This window comes from Pseudomonas sp. Irchel 3F6 (assembly GCF_900187595.1).
Classification (GTDB): domain Bacteria; phylum Pseudomonadota; class Gammaproteobacteria; order Pseudomonadales; family Pseudomonadaceae; genus Aquipseudomonas; species Aquipseudomonas siliginis.
Map to the genome: position 1 here is coordinate 632,302 of NZ_FYDP01000003.1, position 26,788 is coordinate 659,089.

Below are 26,788 nucleotides of genomic sequence, written 5' to 3' on the forward strand. Positions count from 1 at the left end.
ATGGCTCCCAGAAGGTCAATAGTTTGGCATAAAGTTAATCGCGATAATTTATAGCCAGATTATTGACGGAAATACAGCGTCAATAAGTTATCCATTTATAGAAAGTACGTCCAGACTGAAGTGGCGCCGACGCCCGTCAGGTCCATGGAAGTCAACTGAATGTGACACCCCGGAGAGTCTTCAATGAGCAGTGTTGTTGCCGTCGTCAAAAGCATTGTCGGTCAGGTTTTCGTGGTGTCCCCAGAGGGCGTGCGTCGCGTACTCGTTGAAGGCGATCGCCTGTATGTCGGCGACCAGATCGATACCGGTCTGTCCGGCGCGGTGTCGCTGGAACTGGCCGATGGCCGCATGCTCGATCTGGGCCGTGACACCCAGTGGAGCGCCAGCTCGCCTGACTCCAGCACTGACCTGGCCGAAGCCACGGCGCAGGCCGCGCCTTCTGTAGAAGAACTGCAGCAAGCCATCGCCGCCGGTGTCGACCCGACCACCGCACTCGAGTCCACCGCGGCCGGCCCGACCGCCGCAGGTACCGGCGGTGCGGCCGGTGGTGGTCACAGCTTCGTCATGCTCGACGCCACCGCTGGCCGCGTCGATCCGACCATTGGCTTCCCCACGGCGGGCATCAATTCTGCCGGGCAAGTCGCGCAGGACACCACGGGCGGCCTGACCACCGACACCACCACCAACGCACTGCGTGACTCGACCCTGAGCCTCAGCGCCACGCCGACCATCACCGAAGCCGGCGGCGTGCTGGTGTACACCGCGACCCTGACCCAGGCGCCGCTGACCGACCTGACTATCACCCTGTCCAACGGCGCAGTCATCGTCATTCCCGCCGGCGCCACCACCGGCACCGTCAACGTGCCGCTGGCGCCGAACGACACGGTCTACAACGACCCGACCCAGATCGACGTGACCGTCACTGGCACCAGCGGCGGCAACGGCATCACCGTGACCCCGCCAACTATCCCGGCGACCACGCAGGTCACCGACACCGTCGATACCACTACCGTCACGTTGACGGCTGGTTCGAGCGTGACCGAAGGCGGCCAGATTACCTACACCGCGACGCTGACTAACCCGGCGCAAACTCCGGTTACCGTTACGCTGTCGAATGGCTCGACCATTACCATTGGCGCTGGCCAGACTACCGGCACCGTCAACGTGCCGACCCCAGCCAATGACGTTTACAACAATGGCAGCACCGTTACGACCACGATCACCGGGGCTACCGGCGGCAACTTCGAAAATCTGGTGCCGAACCCGACACCAGCCGTTACGACCATCACAGACTCGGTTGATAACACCGGCCTCACGCTGACCGCGACCAACAACATCGTCGAAGGCGGCCAGATCACCTACACCGCGACGCTGACTAATCCAGCGCAGACGCCGGTAACCGTCACTCTGTCCAACGGTTCGACCATCACCATCGCGGCTGGCGAAACCGTGGGCACCGTCAACGTGCCGACTGCGGCCAACGACGTCTACAACAATGGCGGCACCGTCAGCACCACGATCACTGGTGCAACCGGTGGCAATTTCGAAAACCTGGTGCCAAGCAACACGCCTGCGGTCACCACCATCACCGATTCGGTCGACAACACCGGTCTGACGCTGACTGCGACCAACAATATCGTTGAAGGCGGTCAGATCACTTACACCGCGACATTGACCAACCCGGCGCAGACGCCGGTTACCGTCACCCTGTCCAACGGTTCGACCATCACCATTGCGGCAGGCGAAACCGTTGGCACCGTGAACGTGCCGACTGCGGCCAATGACGTTTACAACAATGGCAGTACCGTCAGCACGACGATCACCGGGGCTACCGGCGGCAACTTCGAAAACCTGGTGCCAAACACCACACCTGCCGTTACCACGATCACTGATTCGGTCGACAACACCGGGCTGACCCTGACTGCGACCAACAATATCGTTGAAGGCGGTCAGATCACCTACACCGCGACACTGACCAACCCGGCGCAAACCCCGGTAACTGTCACTCTGTCCAACGGCTCGACCATCACCATTGCTGCCGGCGAGACCGTCGGCACCGTCAACGTGCCGACTGCGGCCAACGACGTCTACAACAATGGCAGCACCGTCAGCACCACGATCACTGGTGCAACCGGTGGCAATTTCGAAAACCTGGTGCCAAGCAACACGCCTGCGGTCACGACGATCACCGATTCGGTCGACAACACCGGCCTGACCCTGACTGCGACGAATAACGTCGTCGAAGGCGGCCAGATCACTTACACCGCGACGTTGACCAACCCGGCACAAACCCCGGTAACCGTCACTCTGTCCAACGGTTCGACCATCACCATTGCAGCCGGCGAAACCGTCGGCACCGTCAACGTGCCGACTGCGGCCAATGACGTCTACAACAATGGCAGCACCGTCAGCACCACGATCACTGGCGCAACTGGCGGCAACTTCGAAAACCTGGTGCCAAACACCACGCCAGCCGTTACCACGATCACTGATTCGGTTGATGACACCGGCCTGACCCTGACTGCGACCAACAATATCGTTGAAGGCGGTCAAATCACTTACACCGCGACACTGACCAACCCGGCGCAGACGCCGGTGACCGTCACCCTGTCGAACGGTTCGACCATCACCATTGCAGCCGGCGAAACCGTCGGCACCGTCAACGTGCCGACTGCGGCCAACGACGTCTACAACAATGGCAGCACCGTCAGCACCACGATCACTGGCGCAACTGGCGGCAATTTCGAAAACCTGGTGCCGAACACCACGCCAGCAGTCACTACGATCACCGATTCGGTCGACAACACGGGCCTGACCCTGACAGCGACCAACAACATTGTTGAGGGCGGTCAGATCACCTATACCGCGACACTGACCAATCCAGCGCAGACGCCGGTGACCGTCACCCTGTCCAACGGCTCGACCATTACCATTGCAGCTGGTGAGACCGTCGGCACCGTCAACGTGCCAACAGCGGCCAATGACGTTTACAACAATGGCAGCACTGTCAGCACCACGATCACCAGTGCGACCGGTGGCAATTTCGAAAATCTGGTGCCGAACCCGACGCCAGCCGTGACCACGATCACCGACTCCGTCGACAACACCGGCCTGACCCTGACTGCGACCAATAACATCGTTGAAGGCGGTCAGATCACTTACACCGCGACACTGACCAATCCGGCACAAACCCCGGTAACCGTCACTCTGTCGAACGGTTCGACCATCACCATTGCGGCTGGCGAAACCGTTGGCACCGTGAACGTGCCGACTGCGGCCAATGACGTCTACAACAATGGCAGCACCGTCAGCACCACGATCACTGGTGCAACCGGTGGCAATTTCGAAAATCTGGTGCCAAGCAACACGCCTGCGGTCACCACGATTACCGATTCGGTGGATGACACTGGCCTGAGCCTCAGCGCCACCGGTTCCGTGGCCGAGGGTGGCCAGATTACCTACACCGCCACGCTGACGAATCCGGCCGGCACCCCGGTAACCGTGACCCTGAGCAACGGCTCGGTGATCACCATTGATGCCGGCAAAACCACCGGCACCGTTAGCGTTCCAGCGCCGGCCGATGACGTCTACAAAGACGCCGGCCAGGTCGAAGTCAGCATCAAGGACGCCACCGGCGGCAACTTCGAAAATCTGGTGCCGAACACTACGCCGGCTGTGACCGAAATCACTGACACCGTCGATACCTCGACGGTGAAGCTGAGCGCAGACACCTCGGTTGCCGAAGGCGGCACCGTGACTTACACCGCCACCGTCGGCGCGCCAGTCACCGGTTCGCCTGTGGTCGTGACGTTGGCCAACGGTCAGAACATCACCATCGCCGTCGGCCAGACCACTGGCTCCATCACCTACACCGCACCGAACGATGCCTTGACCGGCAACGCTCCGCTGACCAATTCGATCACTGGCGTAACCGGTGGCAACTACGAAGATCTGGTGGCGGACAAAACTCCAGTTTCGACCACCGTCACCGACGTGGCCGACACCACCAATCTGTCGCTGAGCGCGACCGCTTCCGTGGCTGAAGGCGGCCAGATCACTTACACCGCAACCTTGACCAATGCTGCTGGCTCGCCAGTGACCGTGACCTTGTCGAACGGCGCCGTCATCACCATCAAGGCAGGCGAAACCAGCGGTAATGTGAGCTTCCCGGCTCCGTCCGACGACGTCTACAAAGACTCCGGCTCCGTGCAGGCCACCATCACCAGTGCCACCGGCGGCAACTTCGAGAACCTCGTCTCGAGCAGTGCTCCCGCCGTGACGACAGTCACCGACACCATCGATACCTCGACGGTCAAATTGACCGCCGACACTTCGGTCGCTGAAGGCGGCACCGTCACCTACACCGCCACTGTCGGCGCGCCCGTCACCGGCTCGCCAGTTGTCGTGACCCTGGCCAACGGCCAGAACATCACCATCGCCGTCGGCCAGACCACCGGCAGCGTTACCGCCCCGGTATCGAATGACGTGCAGATCGGTCACGCACCGCTGACCAACTCGATCACCAACGTCAGCGGCGGCAACTTCGAAAATCTGGTCGCCGACAAGACCCCGGTCAGCACCACCGTGACCGACACCGTCGACACCACCAGCGTCGCGCTGACTGCCACCGGCAACGTCAACGAAGGTGGGCAGATCACCTACACCGCGACGCTGAGCAACCCGGCCGGCGCGCCTGTGACCGTGAATCTGAGCAACGGCTCGGTCATCACCATTGAAGCCGGCAAGACCACCGGCACCGTGACCGTTCCGGCACCTGCCGATGACGTCTACAAAGACGCCGGCAAAGTCGAAGTGACCATCAAGGACGCCACCGGTGGCAACTTCGAAAATCTGGTGCCGGATACTACGCCTGCGGTGACCAATGTTGCCGACACGGTCAACACCACGCACCTGACCCTCAGCGCAGAAAGCTATGTGCTCGAAGGCTCTTCGATCACTTACACCGCAACGCTGACCAACGCCGCGCAGACGCCGGTGACCGTCAACCTGAGCAATGGCCAGACCATCACCATCGAAGCCGGCAAGACCAGCGGTTCGGTGACGATTGCCGCACCGAGCGATGACGTCTACAAGGACGTCAGCAAGCTCACCGTAACCATGACCGATGCCAGCGGCGGCAACTTCGAGAAACTCGACGTCAGCAAGACCCCGGTCAGCACCACGGTCAACGACACCGTCGACACAACCGCACTGACCCTGACTGCCAGCGATACCGTCAGCGAAGGTGGCCAGATCACCTATACCGCGACCCTGAGCAATCCGGCCGGCACTGCGATGACCGTTACCCTGGCCAACGGCGCGGTGATCAACATCGCTGCCGGTGCTACCAGCGGCTCGGTGAATTTCCCGGCGCCCGCCAACACCCCGTACATCGATGGCAGCAACGTGCGGACGGCGATCGCCAGCCACAGCGGCGGCAATTTCGAGCGCGTTGAGGCCGACCGTTCGGCTGTGGTGACCAAAGTCACCGACGCCGTCGACACCACCAACATCAGCCTGAGCGCCACCGGCAGCGTTGCCGAGGGCGGCTCGATCGTCTACACCGCCACCCTGAGCAATCCGGCCGGCACCGCCATGAGCGTGACCCTGAGCAACGGCGCGGTGATCAACATTGCCAAGGGTGCGAGCACTGGCACTGCGACCGTCGCCGCGCCTGGCGATGATGTGTACAAGGACGCCGGCAAGGTCGATGCGAGCATCACCAAGACCAGCGGCGGCAACTTTGAAAATCTGGTGATCGACAAGACGCCTGCGGTAACTGATGTCACCGACACCATCGACAACAGCACCGTTGCGCTGACCGCCAGCGCCAGCGCGGTGGAAGGCGGCGTGGTTGTATACACCGCGTCCGTGACCGCCCCGGTCGCCGGTTCGCCAGTGCTGGTGACCCTGTCCAACGGCCAGACCATCACCATTCCGGTCGGCGCCAGCAGCGCCAGCGTCAACTTCACCGCGCCGAACGATGCACAGGCCGGCGGCAACACCCTGAGTGTGAAAATCGACGGCGCCAGCGGTGGCAATTACGAAAATCTCGTCGCCGACCAAACCCCAGCGGTGACCTCGGTAACCGACGTCGCCGACACCACCAACCTGTCGCTGTCCGCGACCGGCTCCGTGGCCGAGGGCGGTTCGATTGTCTACACCGCGACCCTGAGCAACCCGGCCGGTACCCCGGTGACCGTTAATCTGAGCAACGGCGCGGTGATCACCATCGAGGCCGGCAAATCCACCGGCACCGTCACCGTTCCGGCACCTGCCGACGACGTCTATAAAGACGCTGGCAAAGTTGAAGTCACGATCAAGGACGCCACCGGCGGCAACTTCGAAAACCTGGTGCCAAGCACCACGCCAGCGGTCACCGATGTCACCGACACCGTCGACACCTCGACGGTCAAACTGACCGCCACCGAAACCGCGGCCGAAGGGGGCACCGTCACCTACACCGCCACCGTCGGTGCGCCGGTCACCGGCTCGCCTGTGGTCGTCACCCTGGCCAATGGTCAGAACATCACTATCGAAGTCGGCAAAACCAGCGGCAGCGTGAGCACCACCGCGCCGAACGACGTCCTCTCCGGCCACGCGCCGCTGACCAACTCGATCACCAACGTCAGCGGCGGTAATTTCGAAAATCTTGTCGCCGACCAGACCCCGGTCAGCACCACCGTGACCGACACCGTCGACACCACCAACCTGTCGCTCAGCGCCACTGGTGCGGTGAACGAAGGCGGCCAGATTACCTACACCGCAACCCTGAGCAACGCCGCCGGCACACCGGTCACCGTGACCCTGTCGAACGGTGCGACAATCCTCATCGAGGCCGGCAAATCCACCGGCACCGTGACCGTCGATGCACCGAAAGATGACGTCTACAAAGACGCCGGCAGCGTTGAAGCGACCATCCAGAGCGCAATCGGCGGCAACTTCGAAAACCTCGTCACCAGCACAGCGCCGGCGGTGACCACGGTCAACGACACCATCGACACCACCACCGTGTCGCTGAGCGCCACTGCGAACGTCGCTGAAGGCGAAACCGTGGTCTACACCGCGACCGTGGGCGCGCCAGTGACCGGTTCGCCGGTCACCGTCAGCCTGTCCAACGGCCAGACCATCACCATCGCCGTTGGCGAAACCACCGGCAGCGTCAACTACGTCGCGCCGAACAGCCCATTGGCGGGCGGCAGCTCGCTGAGCGTGACCATTGATGGCGCCACGGGTGGCAATTACGAAAAACTGGTGGTCGACGGCAAGTCCGCAGACACCGTGGTTTCCGACACCACCGACACCACCAACCTGAACCTGACCGCCAGCGATTCGGTAGCCGAAGGCGGCCAGATCACTTACACCGCAACCCTGACCAACCCGGCCGGCACACCGGTGACCGTGACCCTGTCGAACGGCGCCACGATCACTATTGATGCAGGCAAAACCACCGGCACCGTGACCGTCGACGCACCGAAAGACGACGTCTATAAAGATGCTGGCAAAGTCGAAGTGACCATCGAGGGTGCGACCGGCGGCAACTTCGAGAACCTGGTGCCAAGCGCGGTTCCAGCGGTGACGAATGTCACCGATACCATCGACACTTCGACGGTCAAACTGACCGCCGATACCTCGGTCGCTGAAGGCGGCACGGTCACCTACACCGCCACTGTGGGTGCTCCGGTCACCGGCTCGCCTGTGGTCGTGACTCTGGCCAACGGCCAGACCATCACCATCGGTGTCGGCCAGACTACTGGCACTGCAACCGCTGTTGCTGCGAACGATGCGTTGGCCGGTAATGCTCCGATCACCAACTCGATCACTGGCGTGACCGGCGGCAATTTCGAAGATCTGGTGGCGGACAAAACTCCAGTTTCAACTTCTGTCACGGACGTTACCGACACCACCAACCTGTCGCTGAGTGCGACCGGTTCCGTGGCCGAAGGTGGCTCGATCGTTTACACCGCTACGCTGACCAACGCCGCTGGCTCGCCAGTGACCGTGACCCTGTCGAACGGTGCTGTGATCACCATCAAGGCTGGCGAAACCAGCGGTAATGTGACCGTTCCGGCACCGTCCGATGACGTTTACAAAGACGCCGGTTCCGTCCAGGCGACGATCACAAGCGCTACCGGCGGTAACTTCGAGAACCTCGTTCCGAGCACTACGCCTGCGATCACCCAGGTCACCGACACCATCGATACCTCGACAGTCAAACTGACCGCCGATACATCGGTGGCTGAAGGCGGCACGGTCACCTACACCGCCACTGTGAGTGCTCCGGTCACCGGCTCGCCTGTGGTCGTGACTCTGGCCAACGGTCAGACCATCACCATCGGCATTGGCCAGACTACTGGCACTGCAACTGCTGTTGCTGCGAACGATGCGCTGACCGGCAACGCCCCGATCACCAACTCGATCACAGGCGTAACTGGCGGCAATTTCGAAGATCTGGTTGCAGACAAAACTCCAGTTTCGACTTCTGTCACGGACGTTACCGACACCACCAACCTGTCGCTGAGTGCGACCGGTTCCGTGGCCGAAGGTGGCTCGATCGTTTACACCGCTACGCTGACCAACGCCGCTGGCTCGCCAGTGACCGTGACCCTGTCGAACGGCGCCGTGATCACCATCAAGGCTGGCGAAACCACCGGCACCGCAACTGTTCCGGCCCCGTCCGACGACGTCTACAAAGACGCCGGTTCCGTCCAGGCAACGATCACTAGCGCTACCGGTGGCAACTTCGAGAATCTGGTACCGAGCACAGCTCCGGCCGTGACGACTGTCACCGACACCATCGATACCTCGACAGTCAAACTGACCGCCGATACATCGGTGGCTGAAGGCGGCACGGTCACCTACACCGCCACTGTGGGTGCTCCGGTCACCGGCTCGCCTGTGGTCGTGACTCTGGCCAATGGTCAGACCATCACCATCGGCGTCGGTCAGACTACTGGCACTGCAACTGCTGTTGCTGAGAACGATGCGCTGACCGGCAACGCCCCGATCACCAACTCGATCACAGGCGTAACTGGCGGCAATTTCGAAGATCTGGTTGCAGACAAAACTCCAGTTTCGACTTCTGTCACGGACGTTACCGACACTACAAATCTGTCGCTCAGCGCCAGCAATTCCGTGGCAGAAGGTGGTCAGATTACGTACACCGCGACCCTGACCAACGCCGCTGGCTCGCCAGTGACCGTGACCCTGTCGAACGGCGCCGTGATCACCATCAAGGCTGGCGAAACCACCGGCACCGCAACTGTTCCGGCCCCGTCCGACGACGTCTACAAAGACGCCGGTTCCGTCCAGGCAACGATCACTAGCGCTACCGGTGGCAACTTCGAGAATCTGGTACCGAGCACAGCTCCGGCCGTGACGACAGTCACTGACACCATCGACACGTCGACCGTCAAACTGACCGCCGATACATCGGTCGCTGAAGGCGGCACTGTCACCTACACCGCCACTGTGGGCGCGCCGGTAACCGGTTCGCCTGTCGTCGTGACATTGGCTAACGGCCAGACCATCACCATCGGCGTCGGCCAGACCACTGGCACCGCAACCGCTGTTGCTGCGAACGATGCGCTGACTGGCAACGCTCCGATCACCAACTCGATCACTGGCGTGAGCGGCGGCAACTTCGAAGATCTGGTTGCAGACAAAACTCCAGTTTCGACTTCTGTCACCGACGTTGCCGACACTACCAATCTTTCGCTCAGCGCCAGTAACTCGGTGGCTGAAGGTGGCCAGATCACCTACACCGCGACATTGACCAATGCTGCTGGCTCGCCAGTGACCGTGACCTTGTCGAACGGCGCTGTCATCACCATCAAAGCAGGCGAAACCACCGGCAATGTGACCGTTGCGGCACCGTCCGATGACGTTTACAAAGACGCCGGTTCCGTCCAGGCGACGATCACCAGCGCCACCGGCGGCAACTTCGAAAACCTGGTACCAAGCACTGCTCCGGCCGTGACGACAGTCACCGACACCATCGACACCTCGACCGTCAAACTGACCGCTGACACTTCGGTAGCTGAAGGCGGCACCGTGACCTACACCGCCACCGTCGGCGCTCCGGTCACCGGCTCGCCAGTTGTGGTAACTCTGGCCAACGGCCAGACCATCACCATCGGCGTCGGCCAGACCACTGGCACTGCAACTGCTGTTGCTGCGAACGATGCGTTGGCCGGTAATGCTCCGATCACCAACTCGATCACTGGCGTGAGCGGCGGCAACTTCGAAGATCTGATTGCAGATAAAACACCGGTTTCGACCACTGTCACGGATGTTGCCGACACCACCAACCTGTCGCTCAGCGCCAGCAACTCGGTGGCTGAAGGTGGCCAGATCACTTACACCGCGACATTGACCAATGCTGCTGGCTCACCAATGACCGTGACGTTGTCGAATGGCGCAGTGATCACCATCAAGGCTGGCGAAACCAGCGGCACTGCGACGGTTCCTGCACCGTCCGACGACGTCTACAAAGACGCCGGTTCTGTGCAGGCGACGATCACTAGCGCTACCGGTGGTAATTTCGAAAACCTGGTACCAAGCACTGCTCCGGCCGTGACGACAGTCACTGACACCATCGACACTTCGACCGTCAAACTAACGGCTGATACTTCGGTGGCTGAAGGCGGCACCGTGACTTACACCGCAACCGTCGGTGCGCCAGTTACCGGTTCTCCTGTCGTCGTGACATTGGCCAACGGCCAGACCATCACCATTGGCGTCGGTCAGACTACTGGCACTGCAACCGCTGTTGCTGCGAACGATGCGTTGGTCGGTAATGCGCCGATCACCAATTCGATCACTGGCGTAACTGGCGGCAATTTCGAAGATCTGGTTGCAGACAAAACTCCAGTTACGACTTCTGTCACCGACGTTACCGACACCACCAACCTGTCTCTGAGTGCGACCGGTTCCGTGGCCGAAGGTGGCTCGATCGTTTACACCGCTACGCTGACCAACCCGGCCGGCACACCGGTCACCGTGACCCTGTCGAACGGCGCCACCATCACTATCGATGCAGGCAAAACCACCGGCACCGTGACCGTCGACGCACCGAAAGATGACGTCTATAAAGATGCCGGCAAAGTCGAAGTGACCATCGAGGGTGCGACCGGCGGCAACTTCGAGAACCTGGTGCCAAGCGCGGTTCCAGCGGTGACGAATGTCACCGATACCATCGACACTTCGACGGTCAAACTGACCGCCGATACCTCGGTCGCTGAAGGCGGCACGGTCACCTACACCGCCACCGTCGGTGCACCAGTGACTGGCTCCCCTGTCGTCGTGACTCTGGCCAACGGCCAGACCATCACCATCGGCGTCGGTCAGACTACTGGCACTGCAACCGCTGTTGCTGCGAACGATGCGTTGGCTGGTAATGCTCCGATCACCAACTCGATCACCAACGTCAGCGGCGGCAATTTCGAAGATCTGGTGGCCGACAAAACTCCGGTCTCGACTTCTGTCACCGACGTTACCGACACGACAAATCTGTCGCTCAGCGCCAGCAATTCGGTGGCTGAAGGTGGCCAGATCACTTACACCGCGACACTGACCAACGCCGCTGGCTCGCCAGTAACCGTGACCCTGTCGAACGGTGCTGTGATCACCATCAAGGCTGGCGAAACCACCGGCACCGCAACTGTTCCGGCACCTTCCGATGACGTCTACAAAGATGCCGGTTCCGTCCAGGCAACGATCACTAGCGCTACCGGTGGCAACTTCGAGAATCTGGTACCGAGCACAGCTCCGGCCGTGACGGCTGTCACCGACACCATCGATACCTCGACAGTCAAACTGACCGCCGACACTTCGGTGGCTGAAGGCGGCACCGTGACCTACACCGCCACAGTCGGCGCTCCGGTCACCGGCTCGCCAGTTGTGGTAACTCTGGCCAACGGTCAGACCATCACCATCGGTGTCGGCCAGACTACTGGTACCGCAACTGCTGTTGCTCCGAACGATGCGCTGACCGGCAACGCTCCGATCACCAACTCGATCACAGGCGTAACTGGCGGCAATTTCGAAGATCTGGTTGCAGACAAAACTCCAGTTTCGACTTCTGTCACCGACGTTACCGACACCACCAACCTGTCGCTGAGTGCGACCGGCTCCGTGGCCGAAGGTGGCCAGATCACCTACACCGCGACATTGACCAATGCTGCTGGCTCACCAGTGACCGTAACCTTGTCGAACGGCGCTGTGATCACCATCAAGGCTGGCGAAACCACCGGCACCGCAACCGTTCCGGCCCCGTCCGACGACGTCTACAAAGACGCCGGCTCCGTGCAGGCGACCATCAGCAGCGCCACCGGTGGCAACTTCGAAAACCTGGTACCGAGCACCACGCCAGCAGTGACCAGCGTCACCGACACCATCGACACCACCACCGTAAAACTGAGCGCAACCGCCACAGCGGCAGAAGGCGGCAACGTCGTCTACACCGCGACCGTCGGCGCGCCAGTCACCGGTTCGCCAGTGGTGGTCACTTTGGCCAACGGCCAGAACATCACTATCGCGGTCGGACAGACCACCGGTACCGTAACTGCCGTCGCACCGAACGATGCGCTGACTGGCAACGCTCCGATCACCAATGCGATCACCAACGTCAGCGGCGGCAATTTCGAGAATCTCGTCGCCGACAAGACCCCGGTCAGCACCACCGTGACCGACACCGTCGACACCACCAACCTGTCGCTCAGCGCCAGTAACTCGGTGGCAGAAGGTGGCCAGATCACTTACACCGCGACCCTGACCAACGCCGCTGGCTCGCCAGTGACCGTGACCCTGTCGAACGGTGCCGTGATCACCATCAAAGCGGGCGAAACCACCGGCACCGTGAACGTTCCAGCGCCAGCTGACGACGTCTACAAAGACGCCGGCACCGTGCAGGCGACCATCAGCAGCGCCACCGGTGGCAACTTCGAAAAACTGGTATCGAGCACCACGCCAGCAGTGACCAGCGTCACCGACACCATCGACACCACCACCGTCAGCATCACTGGCAGCAGCTCGGTGACCGAAGGCCAGACCGCCAGCTATACCGTCAGCCTCAATCACCCGGCGCAGACCGAAGTGACCCTGAAAATCGTCTACAGCGGCACTGCTGCCGACGGTTCGGACTTCACCGGCGTGTACACCGTGAAGATCCCGGCGGGCGCCAGCAGCGCGCAGTTCAACGTCGTCACCCTCGATGACAAGATCACCGAAGGCACCGAGAACTTCGTGGTCAAGATCGATTCGGCTACCGGCGGCAACTTCGAGAACCTCGCGGTCAGCAGCACCAATGGCAGCGTCAGCACCTCGATCATCGACAACGATGCGCCACCGGTGCTGGATCTGGATGCCAACAACTCCAGCGGTGCGACCGGTGCCGATTACAAAGTGACGTTCACCGAGAACACCCCGGGCGCCGGCGTGTCGATCGCTGACACCGACATCAGCATCACCGACCCGGACAGCACGATGCTGACCGGCGCCACTGTGGTACTGACCAACCGTCAGGACGGCGATGCGCTGAATCTGGGCAATAGCGTCAACGGCATCACCATCAATGCCAACAGCACCAACGGCACGGTGACCCTGACCCTCTCGGGTAACGCGACCCTGGCCGACTACATGCAGGCCATCAAGAACATCAGTTTCACCAACAGCAGCGAAAACCCGAGCACCGTGCCGCGCGTCATCACCGTGACGGTGACTGATGGCGGCAATTACTCCAACACCGCGACGACCACGGTCAACGTGGTGGCGGTCAACGATGCACCGGTTGCTGCGCCGAGCAATGTCACCGGCAACGAAGACACGCCGCTGGTACTCGGCTGGTCGACCTTCGGCGTCAGCGATGTCGACAGCCCGGCGAGCAGCCTCGGTATCAAGATCACGCAACTGCCGGGCGAGGGCAAACTGCAGTATCTGGACGGCTCGACCTGGAAGGATGTTGCCAACAACCAGACCTTCAGCAAGGCCGACATCGACGCCGGCAAGCTGCGCTTCCTGCCGGATGCCAACGAGTCGGGCACCAACGGTTATGGCGGCACCGGCCTGGGCAACAATCAGGCGGACTACGCGCAGATCAAGTTCCAGCCTACCGATGGCCAGACGCTGGGCAGCACCGGCACGGTGAAGATCGACATCACGCCAGTGGCGGATGCGCCGACCGTAGCCGTGGCTGACAACAGCGTGAAATCCACTGGCCTGATCAAGGAAGTCTGGACCGGTCTCGCGGGGCTGGGCACTGACGGCAGCGGCGCGAACTCGACCACCCTGAAAAACGTGATCGACGCCGCCGGCAAACCGAACTCCAGCGGCAACGTCACCAACGTGCAGTCTGACGGCAGTGTCGCCGCCGGTACGGCGTCGAAGACCTCGGGCCTGATCTACCTGGAAGCCGGCAAGACCTACAGCTTCAGCGGCGTGGCCGATGACAGCCTGCTGATCACCATCGGTGGAAAGAACGTGGCGTCGGGTACCTGGGGCGCGGGCGGTGCGATCAACGGCTCGTTCACCCCGACCACCAGCGGTTACTACACGCTCGACATCTACCACCACAATCAGAGCGGCCCGGGCAGCTACGACGTCAACCTGTCGGTCAACGGCGGCACGCCAATCGATCTGAGCAACGCCGGCGTGCCGATCTACACCGGTGTGCAGGATCTGATCAACTCGGGCGTGACCGTCTCCGATCTGCACGGCACCAACGGCGAAGGTTATTACGACGGCTACAAGCTCAACACCGGCGCTGAAGGCACCACGGTGAAGCTGTCGGCAATCAGCACCGCGCTGACCGACACCGACGGCTCGGAAACCCTGAGCGTGAAGATCAGCGGTGCACCGGTCGGTTCGGTGCTCAGCGATGGCGCGGGGCATACCTTCACCGTTACCGCGAGCAATGGCGAAGCCAACGTCACCGGCTGGAACCTCGGCTCTCTGACCGTGACTCCGCCGACCTACTACAACGGCCAGTTCAACCTGACCGTGACCTCGACGTCCACCGAACAGGTCGGTGGCTCCGCGAGCAGCACCGCGACCATTCCGGTCACGGTAGTGCCTGCGGTGTACAACGCGGTCACCGCCACCTCGGGTGATGACAACGTTACCGGCACCGACGCCAACGACATCATCGTCGCTGACATCGGCGGCCTGACCGTGGTGCCGGGCACCAACTACAACATCGCGTTCATGGTCGACAGCTCGGGCAGCATGAGCACTTCGTCGCTGAACGCCGCGAAAGACTCCCTGACCTCGGTGTTCAACAGCCTCAAGCAAAGCCTGGGCGGCAGCAACTCGGGCACGGTGAACATCTTCCTGGTGGACTTCGATACCCAGGTCAACAAATCGGTGTCGGTGAATCTCAACGACCCGAATGCGCTGACCTTGCTCAAAGCCGTACTCAACTCGATGGGCTCCGGCGGCGGTACCAACTATGAGGACGTGTTCAAGACCACGGCCAACTGGTTCCAGAGCGCCGACGCAGTGGCCAACACCGGGGCGAAGAACCTCACGTACTTCATCACCGACGGCCAGCCGACTTACTACCAGACCGGCGAGCAGACCAACCCGACGCTGTATGGCAACGTGAAACTCGACAGCGTGGTGAACACCAGCAACTACAAGCAGGGCGACACGTTCAGCACCTACATCGACAACTCGCACTACCTGACCATCAACAGTGCCGGCAGCGTTGTGCTGCAAACCTACAACTCGTGGTGGGGCTGGAGCAGCGAGACCCTGGGCACGATTCATGCGCAGGGCGACGGTACTTATGAATTGTCGAACCTCGCGGGTACCGGCAACAGCACCAACTCGTCGACGACCAGCAACTCGACCAGCGGCTTTGCCTTGTTGAGCGGGTTGTCGAGCGTCGAAGCCATTGGCCTGAACAACGACGTCAGCCTCAACGACCTCAAGCCGTACGATTCGGACAAAACGCCGCAAACCAACATCGATCCGAAGGATCTGGCCAACTCGATCATCGGCCATACCGAAGCGACGATGCCGGGTAACGACACCGTCAACGGTGGCGAAGGCAACGACATCCTGTTCGGCGATCTGGTCAGCTTCAACGGCATTGCCGGCGAGGGTTACCAGGCGATGCAGGCGTTCGTCGCCAAAGAAACCGGCGTCGACGTCAGCAAAGTCACCACCAGCAACGTGCACCAGTACATCACCGAGCACTATCAGGCGTTCGATGTGTCCGGCGCGCACGATGGCAACGACACGCTGCTGGGTGGCGCGGGCAATGACATCCTGTTCGGCTCGGGCGGCAACGACCTGCTCGACGGCGGCAAAGGCAATGACATCCTGCTCGGCGGCACCGGCAACGACACGCTGATCGGCGGTCAGGGCAATGACATCCTGATTGGCGGTTCCGGTGGCGACACCTTCGTCTGGAAATCGGGCGACACCGGTAGCGATGTGATCAAGGATTTCAAAGCCAGCGAAGGCGACCGCATCGACCTGCGCGACCTGTTGCAGGGCGAGACCGGCAGCACGATCGACAACTTCCTGAAGATCACCACAGTGGATGGCACGTCGTCGCTGCAAGTCAGCTCGGCGGGCAAATTCAACTCGGGCGATGCCGCTGCGGCCACGCCGGACGTGACGATCAAACTGGAAGGCAACAACTGGGCGAGCGCCAACCTGCACAACCTGATTGCCGGCAGCGATCCGACCATCAAGGTCGATCACAACAACAGCTGAGGCTGAAACAACAACGGCCGCCTCCTGTGAGGCGGCCGTCGCGTTTGCGGGCAATGCAGCGGTGACGATTTCATCGGCGCCCCGCATACTGGCGCGCAGTTGGCTATGCTGCTGACAGCATGACGCTGTTCATTTGTGAGGGATGCTCAATGTTTTACGTGCAACGCGATGCGCAAGGCCAGTTGATTCGCGTGGAAGCTGCGGCGTACGCCGAGGCCACGGAAACGCTGCCCGCCGATAACCATGAGATTCAGGCGTGGTACGCCAACGAAGCCGTGGAAAACAGCCTCAAACAGCTCAAGCAGAGCGACTTTGAAATGATTCGGGTACTCGACGACCTGATTCAGGTGCTGACCCAGAAAGGCGTGATCCGCGTCACTGACCTGCCAGCGGCGGCCCAGGCCAAACTGATGGACCGCACCCAGGCACGTGAAGCGTTGGGCGGGTTGAGCCAGTTGATCGATGAGGATGAGGGTGGGTTGATCTGATCCTCCCAGGATCCAAAGCTTACCCTCACCCCAGCCCTCTCCCTGAGGGAGAGGGGGCCGATCGAGGTGTCTTGCGCTATCCATCGACCTGAGCGATCGAGTCGATTTTGGATTCAGTGGAGCTCTTGCACGTCGGCGTATCTCGTAAATATCCCACGGTCAGTCCCCTCTCCCTCTGGGAGAGGGTTAGGGTGAGGGCGCTTATTGGCTCACCCCCAAGGCTTCGGCTCACCGAGCAACTGCCCCTGCACGCCATACAAGCCCATCTCGCGAATCACTGACAGCTCCCCTTCAGTCTCGACCCGCTCGGCAATCAGCGGCAGATCGATGCTGTGCGCTGCGCGCTGGATCGCTTCGATGAACAGGCGCTTGTCGCTCTCCTGATCGATCGCCCGAATATAGCTGCCATCGATCTTCAAATACGCCAGACCCAACCGCGCCAGGTTGCCGATCATGCTGAAGCGCCCGCCGAAGCGTTGCAGGCTCAGCGAGAAACCGAGCTCGCGCAGGCGTCGGGTCAACTGCTCCAGCACCGCCTGTTCAGGCAACTGCTCCTCACCGATTTCCAGAGTCAAACGCGCGCCGAGATTGGAATGCGCGCGCAGAATCTCGAAGACCTTGTTCAGCGCCTGCGGGTCGGCCAGCGTCGCCGAGGACAGGTTCAGCGCCAGCGAATCCTCGTGCCCCTTCATCTGCTCGAGCACGCGTTCGAGCATCAGCCGATCGAGCCGCGCGGTCCAGCCGAAGCGCTCCAGCCACGGCAGGAAGCGCCCGGCGGGAATGGTCTGGCCCTGCTCGTCGAGCAGGCGCGACAGGACCTTGTAATGCAGCACCAGTTGCGTGTCCTGCGCGGCGACCACCGGCTGGAAATACAACTCGAAACGCTGCTGACTCAAGGCCTGATCCAGCAGTCGATGCCAAGCGTGATGGTCATCACCGACCTCCGCCACCAGACTCTGATCGATACACGCCCAATTCTGCTCGCCCTGCCCTTCGGCCTGCGCGAGCGCCTGATCGCCCAGTGTCAGCACCGCTTGCGGGGAGTCGCCGTGAGCGAAGGGCGCCAGCCCGATCGAAGCCACCGCCGGCACATCGGTCGCGCCAGTGGCATGCAGGCTGCTCAATGCATTGTCGAGATTCTGCGCCAGTTGCAGCGCTTCCTCACGCACCAGCCCCGGCGCCAGCACGGCGAATTCACCGCCGCGAATACGCGTGACCAAGTCCTGGGTTTGTGGATATCTGGCGCACTCGCGGGTCAGTTGCTCACCGACAGCCTTGAGCAATTGGTCGGTACGCTGGCCGCCGAGACGCTGGTTGAGCCCGGCCAGATCCTTGACCCGCAACAGCAGCAAATAACCGGAACTGGCCTGCTCCGGGTTGCTCACACGGTTGTTCAGTTGCATTTCGAAATAGCGGCGGTTGGCCAGGCCGGTGAGGTTGTCCTGATAGGACTCGGTACGCAGTTTTTCACTGCGCTCGGCCTGCTCCTGAAACAGCGTCTTGAGCTTCTCGACCATCTGATTCATCGCCTGCACCACGCGACGCAATTCAGGCGTGCGCGGCAGATCCGGCAGGCTGAGAAACTCGCGGCGGGCAATCGCATGGGACTGCTGGACCATGTAATCGAGGGGCTTCAACTGCCGACGCAGCAACAGCGCGCCGAGCACCGCACTCAATGCACCGCAGATCAGCAACCAGCCAAGGCTGCCCAGTGCGCTCTGCCACAGCTTGGCCACGGCGAACATCGGATGGCTGACGACTTCGACCCGCGCCGCCTGCTCCCAGCCACGACTGACCAGTGCATCGCCACCAGCCGGTTCGAGGCCGATCAATTTGACGAACCAGTCCGGCACGTTGCTCACCGCCGGGGTACCGCTACGCTCGACAATGGTCTGCTCGGTCTTCACGTCGACCACGCGGATGCTCGCGTAATAACCGCTGTCGAAAATCGAACTGACCAGCAACTCGACCATCGCCGGGTCGTCGATATTCGGCGTCAGCGACAACGCCAGCGCCGTCGCCGCGTCCTGTGCGTGGGAGCGCAACTGGTTGACGTACTGGGTGCGCGAGCTCTCCAGGCTGACCATGAAGCTGCCGGTGAAGGCCACGACCAGGAACAGACAGATAGCGATCAACAGCTGTTTGAACAAAGACATCTGAGCGCGTGCTCCTAGTTAGTCGTCTCGACCGGGAAACCTTCGGCCTGCATTTTTTTCAGCACATCCTGCCAGCGTGACAGGCGTTTGGTGTCGCCGACCTTTTTGTTGCCCTTGGCGCCGGGCAAATACAGGCCTTCGGCATTGAAAGAGTAGACCGGCAGCAAATCGGTTCGCTGCGCCGCCGGCTGGATCGGATCGATCAGGCTGTCGAGCACCAGCGGCATGGCATCGGGGGTCGCATAGTACGTCAACACCATGTGCGCGCGGTTCTGGCGCAGCGCCTTGACGTAGGTGATGCGCAGCTTGTCACTGGAAACGCCGAGATGGCGCAGGCTGAAATACTTGGCGATGGCGTAGTCTTCGCAGTCGCCGGCGCCCTTCCACAGCGCTTCGATCGGGGTTTCCCAGTAATCCACTTCGCGCCACAGATCGATGTCTTCGACGTAACGCACCTGCTTGTTGAAGAACAGGTTCACCACTTTGAGCTTGTCCATCTCACTGGCCTGCTTCTGCGTCGCCAGCAGATTCTGCCAGGCATCGATGCGCTGCTGCCCGGCGCCCAGTGGCCCATAAAGAGCAGTGGCCTTGCGGCTGATCGCGGAAAAATCCCAATCGGCGTGCAGACCGCCCAGCATGACGCCGGCCAGCAGCAATGCGCAGCCAAGCCAGCGCAAGGTCCGAGGGATCGCGAAACGTACCGCCACTGCAGGTTTCCAGAAGGACAGATAGAAAGCGTTTGATGGTGAAGCTTAGCCCGGCAAAAAACAATGGCACCGTGAGATCATCGAAGACACGCTAGACTTGAGATTGCCGCGCAACGTTTTACAAGGTTTGACAACCTGTAGAGCAATCACTAGTGTCATTTGGATCCAAATATTGCGACCTACAGGGTGTGTTGCCGTGACTCAGAAGCCCAAACCGCTGCACAGCATCAAAGTCGAAGGACCGATTCCTGCGCATCTGGCCCGGTCGGTGATTGAAGAAACCCTGCGCTCGGCTATTCTCGATGGCCGCCTGCCCTGTGGCACTGCGCTGCGCCAGCAGGATCTGGCCGATCTGTTCGGGGTAAGCCGCATGCCGGTGCGCGAAGCCTTGCGTCAGCTCGAAGCGCAGGAGCTGCTCAGCGTCACCACGCACAAAGGCGCCGTAGTCGCACCGCTGATCCAGGGCGATGCCGCTGAAACCTACGAGTTGCGCATTTTGCTCGAATCCGAGGCATTGCGGCAGTCCATTCCGCTGCTGACTGAGGCCGAGCATCAACTCGCCGCCGGCTACATCGAAGAACTGGAAGCGCAGCACGACTACAACGAGATCGGCCGCCTCAACCGTCTGTTCCACATGGCCCTGTACAGCAAGGCGCCCAATCAGCGACTGCTGCGTCTGGTGGAAGACGGTCTGAATGAAGAAGAACGTTTTCTGCGTTTCAATCTGGAAGCCATGGGCCTGGGCAAGCTGTCCCAGGATGACCATCGCGCCATGCTCCAGGCCGTGATCGAGCGGGACATCCCGCGCTCGCTCGAAATGCTGGAGCAGCACCTCAACCGTGGCGTCGAGGTCATCACCCGCTACCTCGCGACTCCCGCCGCACAGAAGCGCCACACCGCACGCTGATATCTCGTACGTCGAATAATCCCCTTACAAATCTTCGCGACCGCTCTGCTGCCGGGTCTGGCAGCGGATCGGCGTGCCCGCTGGCGACCGCCCCGACCCTGCCGACGCGTTTCCGCTGCCCGCCGATGACCAATCGGTAATAGCCGTGACGGCAATTTACCCGCACTCTTCCAGCGCCACCCCTACAGAACGGGGACGCGCCGCCCTGACGGCACAGTCCCCGCAACAGGAACCTACGGAAGGAGCCTTGTCACGGGAAACAGGAAGTCATGGCGCCGGTCCCGGCCAACTTTCGCCCCCTTTGAATTCATAAACTTCCCTTGTTTAAAAAGTTGCTTCGAGTGAGGCATTCACTCTTGTTATCGATTTTGGCCGTTATTAGCCGAAAGGAGTAACCACGCCCAAATAAAACTTGATCCGAAAGTTTTATCGGCCACTCTCATATTCAAAAAACAACCAACTTAAAATAATTGAAAATAAACTTGTTAAATACATTTGCCCTGTATTAGTTTTTCTCTCGCCAGGTTTGAACGTCGCCGTTCAGCGCGGCATACCTTACGCAGCAGATGTAGCAACCGTGGCGCCGCAACGGCGTTACAGCGCAATCAAGCTATTGCCCGGACAAGTTCCTACCCAACTTGCTCGACCGTTTAAAGCAATTACAAAGAACCGTGCACTTCATATCAATGATAAAGGACATCATGATGCCTACTAAGCAGCAACTCGCCCTGAAGAAAGCCGAACTGAGTATTCACCCGATCTTTTCCGAGATTACTTCGTTATCGGTATTACGTCGTTTCATGGAAACTCATGTATTTGCCGTATGGGACTTCATGTCGCTGACCAAGCGCCTGCAACAGGAACTGACCTGTACGCGTTTACCCTGGTTGCCGCCGCGCGATCCCCACGCCGCTCGGTTGATCAACGAGATCGTGCTGGGCGAGGAATCGGACGATCGCCTCGATGCCGGCCACTACAGCCACTTCGAGTTGTACCTGGATGCGATGCGCGAAATCGGCGCGAGCACCACGGCGGTAGAGCGCTTTGTCGCCCTGCAGCAGGAAGGCGTGAGTTATGACGTCGCGTTGCAGAGCGTCGACGTCGACCCGGCGGCCGCGCAGTTTGTCCGCGATACCTTGCGCATTGCCCTGGAGGCGCCGGGACACAGCGTTGCCGCCGCGTTCCTGCATGGTCGCGAGAGCGTCATTCCGACAATGTTCCAGCGCATCCTCGATGACTGGGGCATCGGCATCGAACAGGCGCCGACCTTCCGCTACTACCTGCAACGGCATATCGAAGTCGATTCCGAAGATCACGGCCCCGCCGCCGAACAGTTGCTGGAGCGTCTGGTGGACGGCGATCCGCAGCGCGCAGCCGAGGTTTACGCCAGCGCCATCGCCGCCGTGGAAAGCCGCATCGCCCTATGGGACGGGCTGCGCCTGAGCATGGGCGTGGAAGTTGCCGAGGTGGCCCAATGAACGCTGCCGACTATCAATCCTTCGCCGAGGCCTGGGAAAGCCGCGCGACCATCCGCACCCGTCCACGGCGGTTGCTCGAAGACGATCAGCGCTTGATCTATCCACTCAGCCGCCAGCCGCTGGTGCTCAGCGAAACCTTCCTGCGTGAATGCCCGCAACAACATGATTTCGCCCTGGTGCAGACGTTGTACAAATTCATCAATGACGTAGTGATTTTCGAGACCGAAATCGTCGACAAGACCGCCCGCAGCATCGCCAAGAATCGCTTTGCCGTGGCGTTCCCGTTCGCCTGTCGTTACGACGCGATGACCGTGGTGGTCGATGAGGATTACCACGCGCTGGTGGCCATGGATTTCATGCAGCAGACGGTCGCGCTGACCGGTATCGAGCCGATTCAATTGCCCGATGAAATCGAGCTGAGCCGGGCGATTCCCGCCGCTGTTGCGCTGGCCCCGCAACACCTGCGCAGCGCGGTGGAATTGATCTGCGTGGCGATCGCCGAAAACACCGTGACCGGCGATGTCGCGGCGTTCGCCCGCGATGATTCGGTCAAGCCGTCGATCAAGGGCCTGATGGCCGACCACTTGCTTGACGAGGGTCGCCACTCGAGTTTCTGGGCGCGCATGGTGCGCATCTATTGGCACACCGCCAGCGACGCGGACCGCGAAACCATCGCGCAGATTCTGCCGGTGTTCATCGGCCATTACCTGACCAACGATATCCAGAAATCCTTCGATTTGCGCCTGATCGATGCGCTGCCGGTCAGCGAAACCACGCGCCATTGTCTGCGCGAAGAAATCGCCGGACTGGCCTTCCCGATCAATCGCCACCACCCGTTGGTGGGCAACATCGTCAGGTTTTTCCACAACAGCTCGCTGCTCGACACACCGTGCGTGCAGCACGCCCTGCGCGACTATCTGGCTTGAGGAGGCCGACATGAAACGTCTCGACATTTTGCTCACCGGCGCCAGCCAGGCCATGACCGATCTGGCCCGGGAGCTCGAACAGCATGGCCATGCTGTGACCCGCAGCGGCGTGGCTCAAACGGCGGTGGATCTGATCATCGACGATGGCTTTATCGCTGCCGGCGATTTCTGCGCGATCCCGCATCTGCACCTGCGCCTGGGTGTCGCCGCGCAAGACCATGGCGGCCTGCCGACCCTCGACTTGCTGTGCTTCCTCGGCTCGTCGCTGATCAGCCGCGTACCCATCGGCGATGAGCCGTCCGGCAACGGTCAGTCGCTACGCCAACGAGCGCTTGCCCATGTGGTCGACGAAGTGGCGTTGCTGGTCAGCCGCTTTTCCCGCGATGCCGATTATTTGAGGCATGCCCCGGCCCTCAAAGCGCCGGATTTCGAACGGCTGGAAGATCTGCTGTTTCTCGACAAACTGGCGTATGTCCACCGTCTCAACGACACGGCAAATCCGGCGCTGCTGCAATAAGCGCAGATCCCGCTGATCGAGCGCCTGCGACAAAGCCTGATCGAATATGCGGAACGACCGGCGCTGCATGTTGGCGGGAAGACCATCAGCTACGAGCAACTGCACGCCCACAGCCGCGCGATTCAACAGCGCCTGCTGCCCTTGCTCGAGCAACATCCGCAGCCGTGGGTGGTCGCTGTCTGCCAAGGCAAAAGCCCGGCACTGTTCGCCTCGATTCTGGCGATTCTCGGAAGCGGCGCGGTGTACTTGCCGCTGGAGCCGAGCCATCCTTTGCCGCGCCAGCAATACATCCTGGAAAACGCCGGCGCGGTGCTGTTGCTTCACGATGGACAGCAGGCGCTCAGCGAATCGATAGCGGGGCTCGATGTCAGTGGCATCGAAGCGCCGAACGCCGCTCTCGACCGGCCGCTGATGCAGCACCGCCCGGAGCTCGATGCGCCGTGCATGGCGCTCTACACCTCGGGTACCACCGGGCATCCGAAAGGCGTGCTGCTCAGCCAGGCCAATCTCGCCCACTTCACCGCGTGGTACGCCGACTACGTGCAGTTGCGCGCCGAGAGTCGGGTGTTGCAGTTTTCATCGCTGAGCTTCGATTCGTCGCTGATCGACATCTTCCCCAGCCTGCTCGCAGGGGCGGAACTGGTCGTGCCCGACGACACCCAGCGCCGCGATCCATTGCAGCTGGTTGCGCTGATTCGCCGACGGCAACTGACCCACGCCTTCCTGCCGCCGGCATTGTTGAGCATCCTGCCACTGGAGCAACTGGAGGGCGTGCAGGTGATGACCGGCGGTGATGTCTGCGAGCCGTACGTCATCGAGCAACTGACCCGCCAAGGCACCCTGCACAACCTGTATGGCCCGACCGAAGCCACCGTGCTGATCACCGCGCGCCAGCTCAAACCGGGCGACAGCAACCGCACGCTGGGAGGGCCAATCGCCAACAGTCGGGTGCTGATTCTCGACGACGATCTGCAACCGGTGCCCGATCAAACCGTCGGTGAACTGTTCATCGTCGGCCCCGGTGTCTGTCTCGGTTACCTGAACAATCCGCAGCAGACCGCCGAGCGTTATCTGAGCCTGTCACTGCCCGGCGGCGAAACCCTGCGCGCCTACCGTAGCGGCGACATGGCCAAGTGGGGCGAGCACGGTATCGAGCTGTGCGGGCGGCGCGACAATCAGGTGAAAATCCGTGGCTTTCGCGTCGAGCCGGAAGAGATCGAGCGCTGCCTGCGCGAGAGCCGCTTGTATCGGCAGATTGCCGTGGTCATCGACAGTCAGCGACGCATTCTGGCGTTTATCGCCCAGCCACAAATCGAGACTGCCCGCGACGAATTGAAGGCTCACGCCCGGCAGTTTCTGCCGGACTACATGCAACCGGTAGCGTGGACTGAACTGGCGCAGATGCCGTTCGCCAGCAACGGCAAAGTCGATCGCAACGCGCTGCTTGCATTGCCGGTGACGGTGCAGGACAGCGCTGCGAAATGCCTGCCGGCCAATGCTGACGAAGCGCTGCTTCTGGAGATCTGGGCCGAATTGCTGGAGCTGCCGACCAGCGACATTTCCACTGACGAAAGCTTCTTCAATCTCGGTGGTCATTCGATTCTGCTGTCGCGGATGTTGCTGCGCTTGCGTGAGGAATTCGGCCGAAGCATTTCGATCAATCGCTTCATCGAACAGCCGACCATCAGCAAACTGGCGACGCTGGTGCGCGGCACCGACGACAGCGCGGTACTCAGCGCCCAAGCCATGGCCGACGCCGAGCGCGAGCTTGATATCGAACCGTTGCCGATCAGCCGCATGGGCGATGTGCACAAGGTCATCGTCACCGGTGCCAACAGTTTTGTCGGCGTGCACATCGTCGAAGCGCTGCTCGGTTGGGGCGCCAGCGAGGTGGCCTGTCTGGTGCCAGATAGCGCCGGGCAAACGGCGGCGCAACGCTTCGCTCAGGCACTGCGCGAAAACCGTCTGGAGCACCTCGACCTGAGTCGTGTGCGGGTTTACGCAGCTGATATCAGCCGTCCGCAACTGGGTCTCGGCGATGAGGATTATCAGCGCCTGGACCGCGAGTTCGGTGCACTGGTACACAACGCCGCCAACGTCAACCACGTGCTCGATTACGAGTCCCTGGCGGCGGACAACGTCGAGCCGATTTTCGCCCTGCTGAAGCTGTGCGAGGGGCGCAGTAAGAAGGTCTTCAACTTCGTCTCGACCCTGTCGGCATCCAGCACCGTGGATGATGCCGGTCGGGTGCTGGAACTGCCCGCCGCCGCGACGCCGCTGATCTACATTCGCAACGGCTACAACCTGTCGAAGTGGGTCGGCGAACGCATCCTTGAGCGGGCGCGCGAGCGGGGTGTACGGGTCAATCTGTATCGCCCCGGCAACATCAGCTTCAACAGCCTCAGCGGCGTTTGCCAGCCTCACAAGAACCGTTTGATGCTGATGCTCAAGGGCTCGATCCAGCTCGGTCAGGTTCCGGCCTTTGCGCTGAATTTCGACCTGATGCCGGTGGACTTTCTCGCCCGCTTCATCGCCTTCCATGCCAGCCGTTATTCAGCTGATCGCGCGGTGTTCAATCTGCACAATCCCGAGCCGCTGAGCTGGGATGCCTACGTCGCGTCGTTCCGCGAAACCGGCAGCGAGTTTGCGCTGGTCAGCGTCGCCGATTGGCAGCAGCAACTGAACCGGGTCGACGCCGACAACGCGCTGTTCGGCGTGCTCGGTTTCTACCTCAACGGCTTTGAAGAAGACATCGGCGACATCTCGCTGATCGGCCACGCCAACGCCGAGGCCGGCGTGCAGCAGATGGGCGCGCACTACCCGCAGAAATCCCCGGCGCTGCTGCGTCGCGGCTGCGACTACCTGAAAGAAATCAACTTCATCTGAC

Annotated in this window: 7 protein-coding genes and 1 pseudogene; 6 read left to right on the forward strand and 2 right to left on the reverse strand. The window is 61.2% G+C overall.

Translation table 11 applies throughout. The features are described from left to right. Positions 1-183 precede the first annotated feature (183 nt). Together CKW30_RS14435 and CKW30_RS14440 are read left to right on the forward strand one after the other, a co-directional pair. Positions 184-16,722 (forward strand): LapA family giant adhesin, encoded by a 16,539-nt coding sequence (locus CKW30_RS14435; RefSeq protein WP_095181153.1) that lies wholly within the window; start codon positions 184-186, stop codon positions 16,720-16,722. 149 nt (positions 16,723-16,871) lie between these two features. Beyond that, entirely contained in the window at positions 16,872-17,210 is a 339-nt protein-coding gene (locus CKW30_RS14440) for a hypothetical protein (RefSeq protein ID WP_016772279.1), read from the forward strand. Between the two features lie 209 nt (positions 17,211-17,419). On the opposite strand, the gene lapD is transcribed toward CKW30_RS14440, so the two are convergent. Together lapD and lapG are read right to left on the reverse strand one after the other, a co-directional pair. After that, a complete protein-coding gene (gene lapD / locus CKW30_RS14445) occupies positions 17,420-19,366 on the reverse strand; it encodes a cyclic di-GMP receptor LapD (RefSeq protein WP_056786903.1) in 1,947 nt (648 codons plus the stop codon). Between the two features lie 14 nt (positions 19,367-19,380). Then, on the reverse strand, positions 19,381-20,073 hold the full coding sequence (lapG, locus tag CKW30_RS14450; protein WP_056786901.1) for a cysteine protease LapG: 693 nt from the start codon (positions 20,071-20,073) through the stop codon (positions 19,381-19,383). A 196-nt stretch (positions 20,074-20,269) separates the two neighbouring features. Between lapG and CKW30_RS14455 the strand changes: the two genes are divergently transcribed. The 4 genes and pseudogenes from CKW30_RS14455 (at position 20,270) to CKW30_RS14470 (ending at position 26,787) form a co-directional block, all read left to right on the forward strand. Next, entirely contained in the window at positions 20,270-20,980 is a 711-nt protein-coding gene (locus tag CKW30_RS14455) for a GntR family transcriptional regulator (protein WP_056786898.1), read from the forward strand. 701 nt (positions 20,981-21,681) lie between these two features. Further along, on the forward strand, positions 21,682-22,458 hold the full coding sequence (locus CKW30_RS14460) for a DUF3050 domain-containing protein (protein WP_095181154.1): 777 nt from the start codon (positions 21,682-21,684) through the stop codon (positions 22,456-22,458). Continuing rightward, positions 22,455-23,384: a diiron oxygenase gene (locus CKW30_RS14465; protein ID WP_095181155.1), complete on the forward strand. Its 930-nt coding sequence runs from the start codon at positions 22,455-22,457 to the stop codon at positions 23,382-23,384. Before CKW30_RS14460 ends, CKW30_RS14465 begins: the two co-directional genes overlap by 4 nt. Positions 23,385-23,394: 10 nt before the next feature. Beyond that, positions 23,395-26,787 (forward strand): annotated as a pseudogene (locus CKW30_RS14470) (amino acid adenylation domain-containing protein). The last annotated feature ends 1 nt before the right edge of the window (position 26,788 follow it).

Bases quoted from the DNA above. Each gene is read 5' to 3' on its own strand.
- CKW30_RS14440 (WP_016772279.1), top strand. From the start codon at position 16,872: ATGTTTTACGTGCAACGCGATGCGCAAGGCCAGTTGATTCGCGTGGAA.
- CKW30_RS14460 (WP_095181154.1), top strand. From the start codon at position 21,682: ATGATGCCTACTAAGCAGCAACTCGCCCTGAAGAAAGCCGAACTGAGT.
- CKW30_RS14435 (WP_095181153.1), top strand. From the start codon at position 184: ATGAGCAGTGTTGTTGCCGTCGTCAAAAGCATTGTCGGTCAGGTTTTC.
- lapD (WP_056786903.1), bottom strand. From the start codon at position 19,366: ATGTCTTTGTTCAAACAGCTGTTGATCGCTATCTGTCTGTTCCTGGTC.
- CKW30_RS14465 (WP_095181155.1), top strand. From the start codon at position 22,455: ATGAACGCTGCCGACTATCAATCCTTCGCCGAGGCCTGGGAAAGCCGC.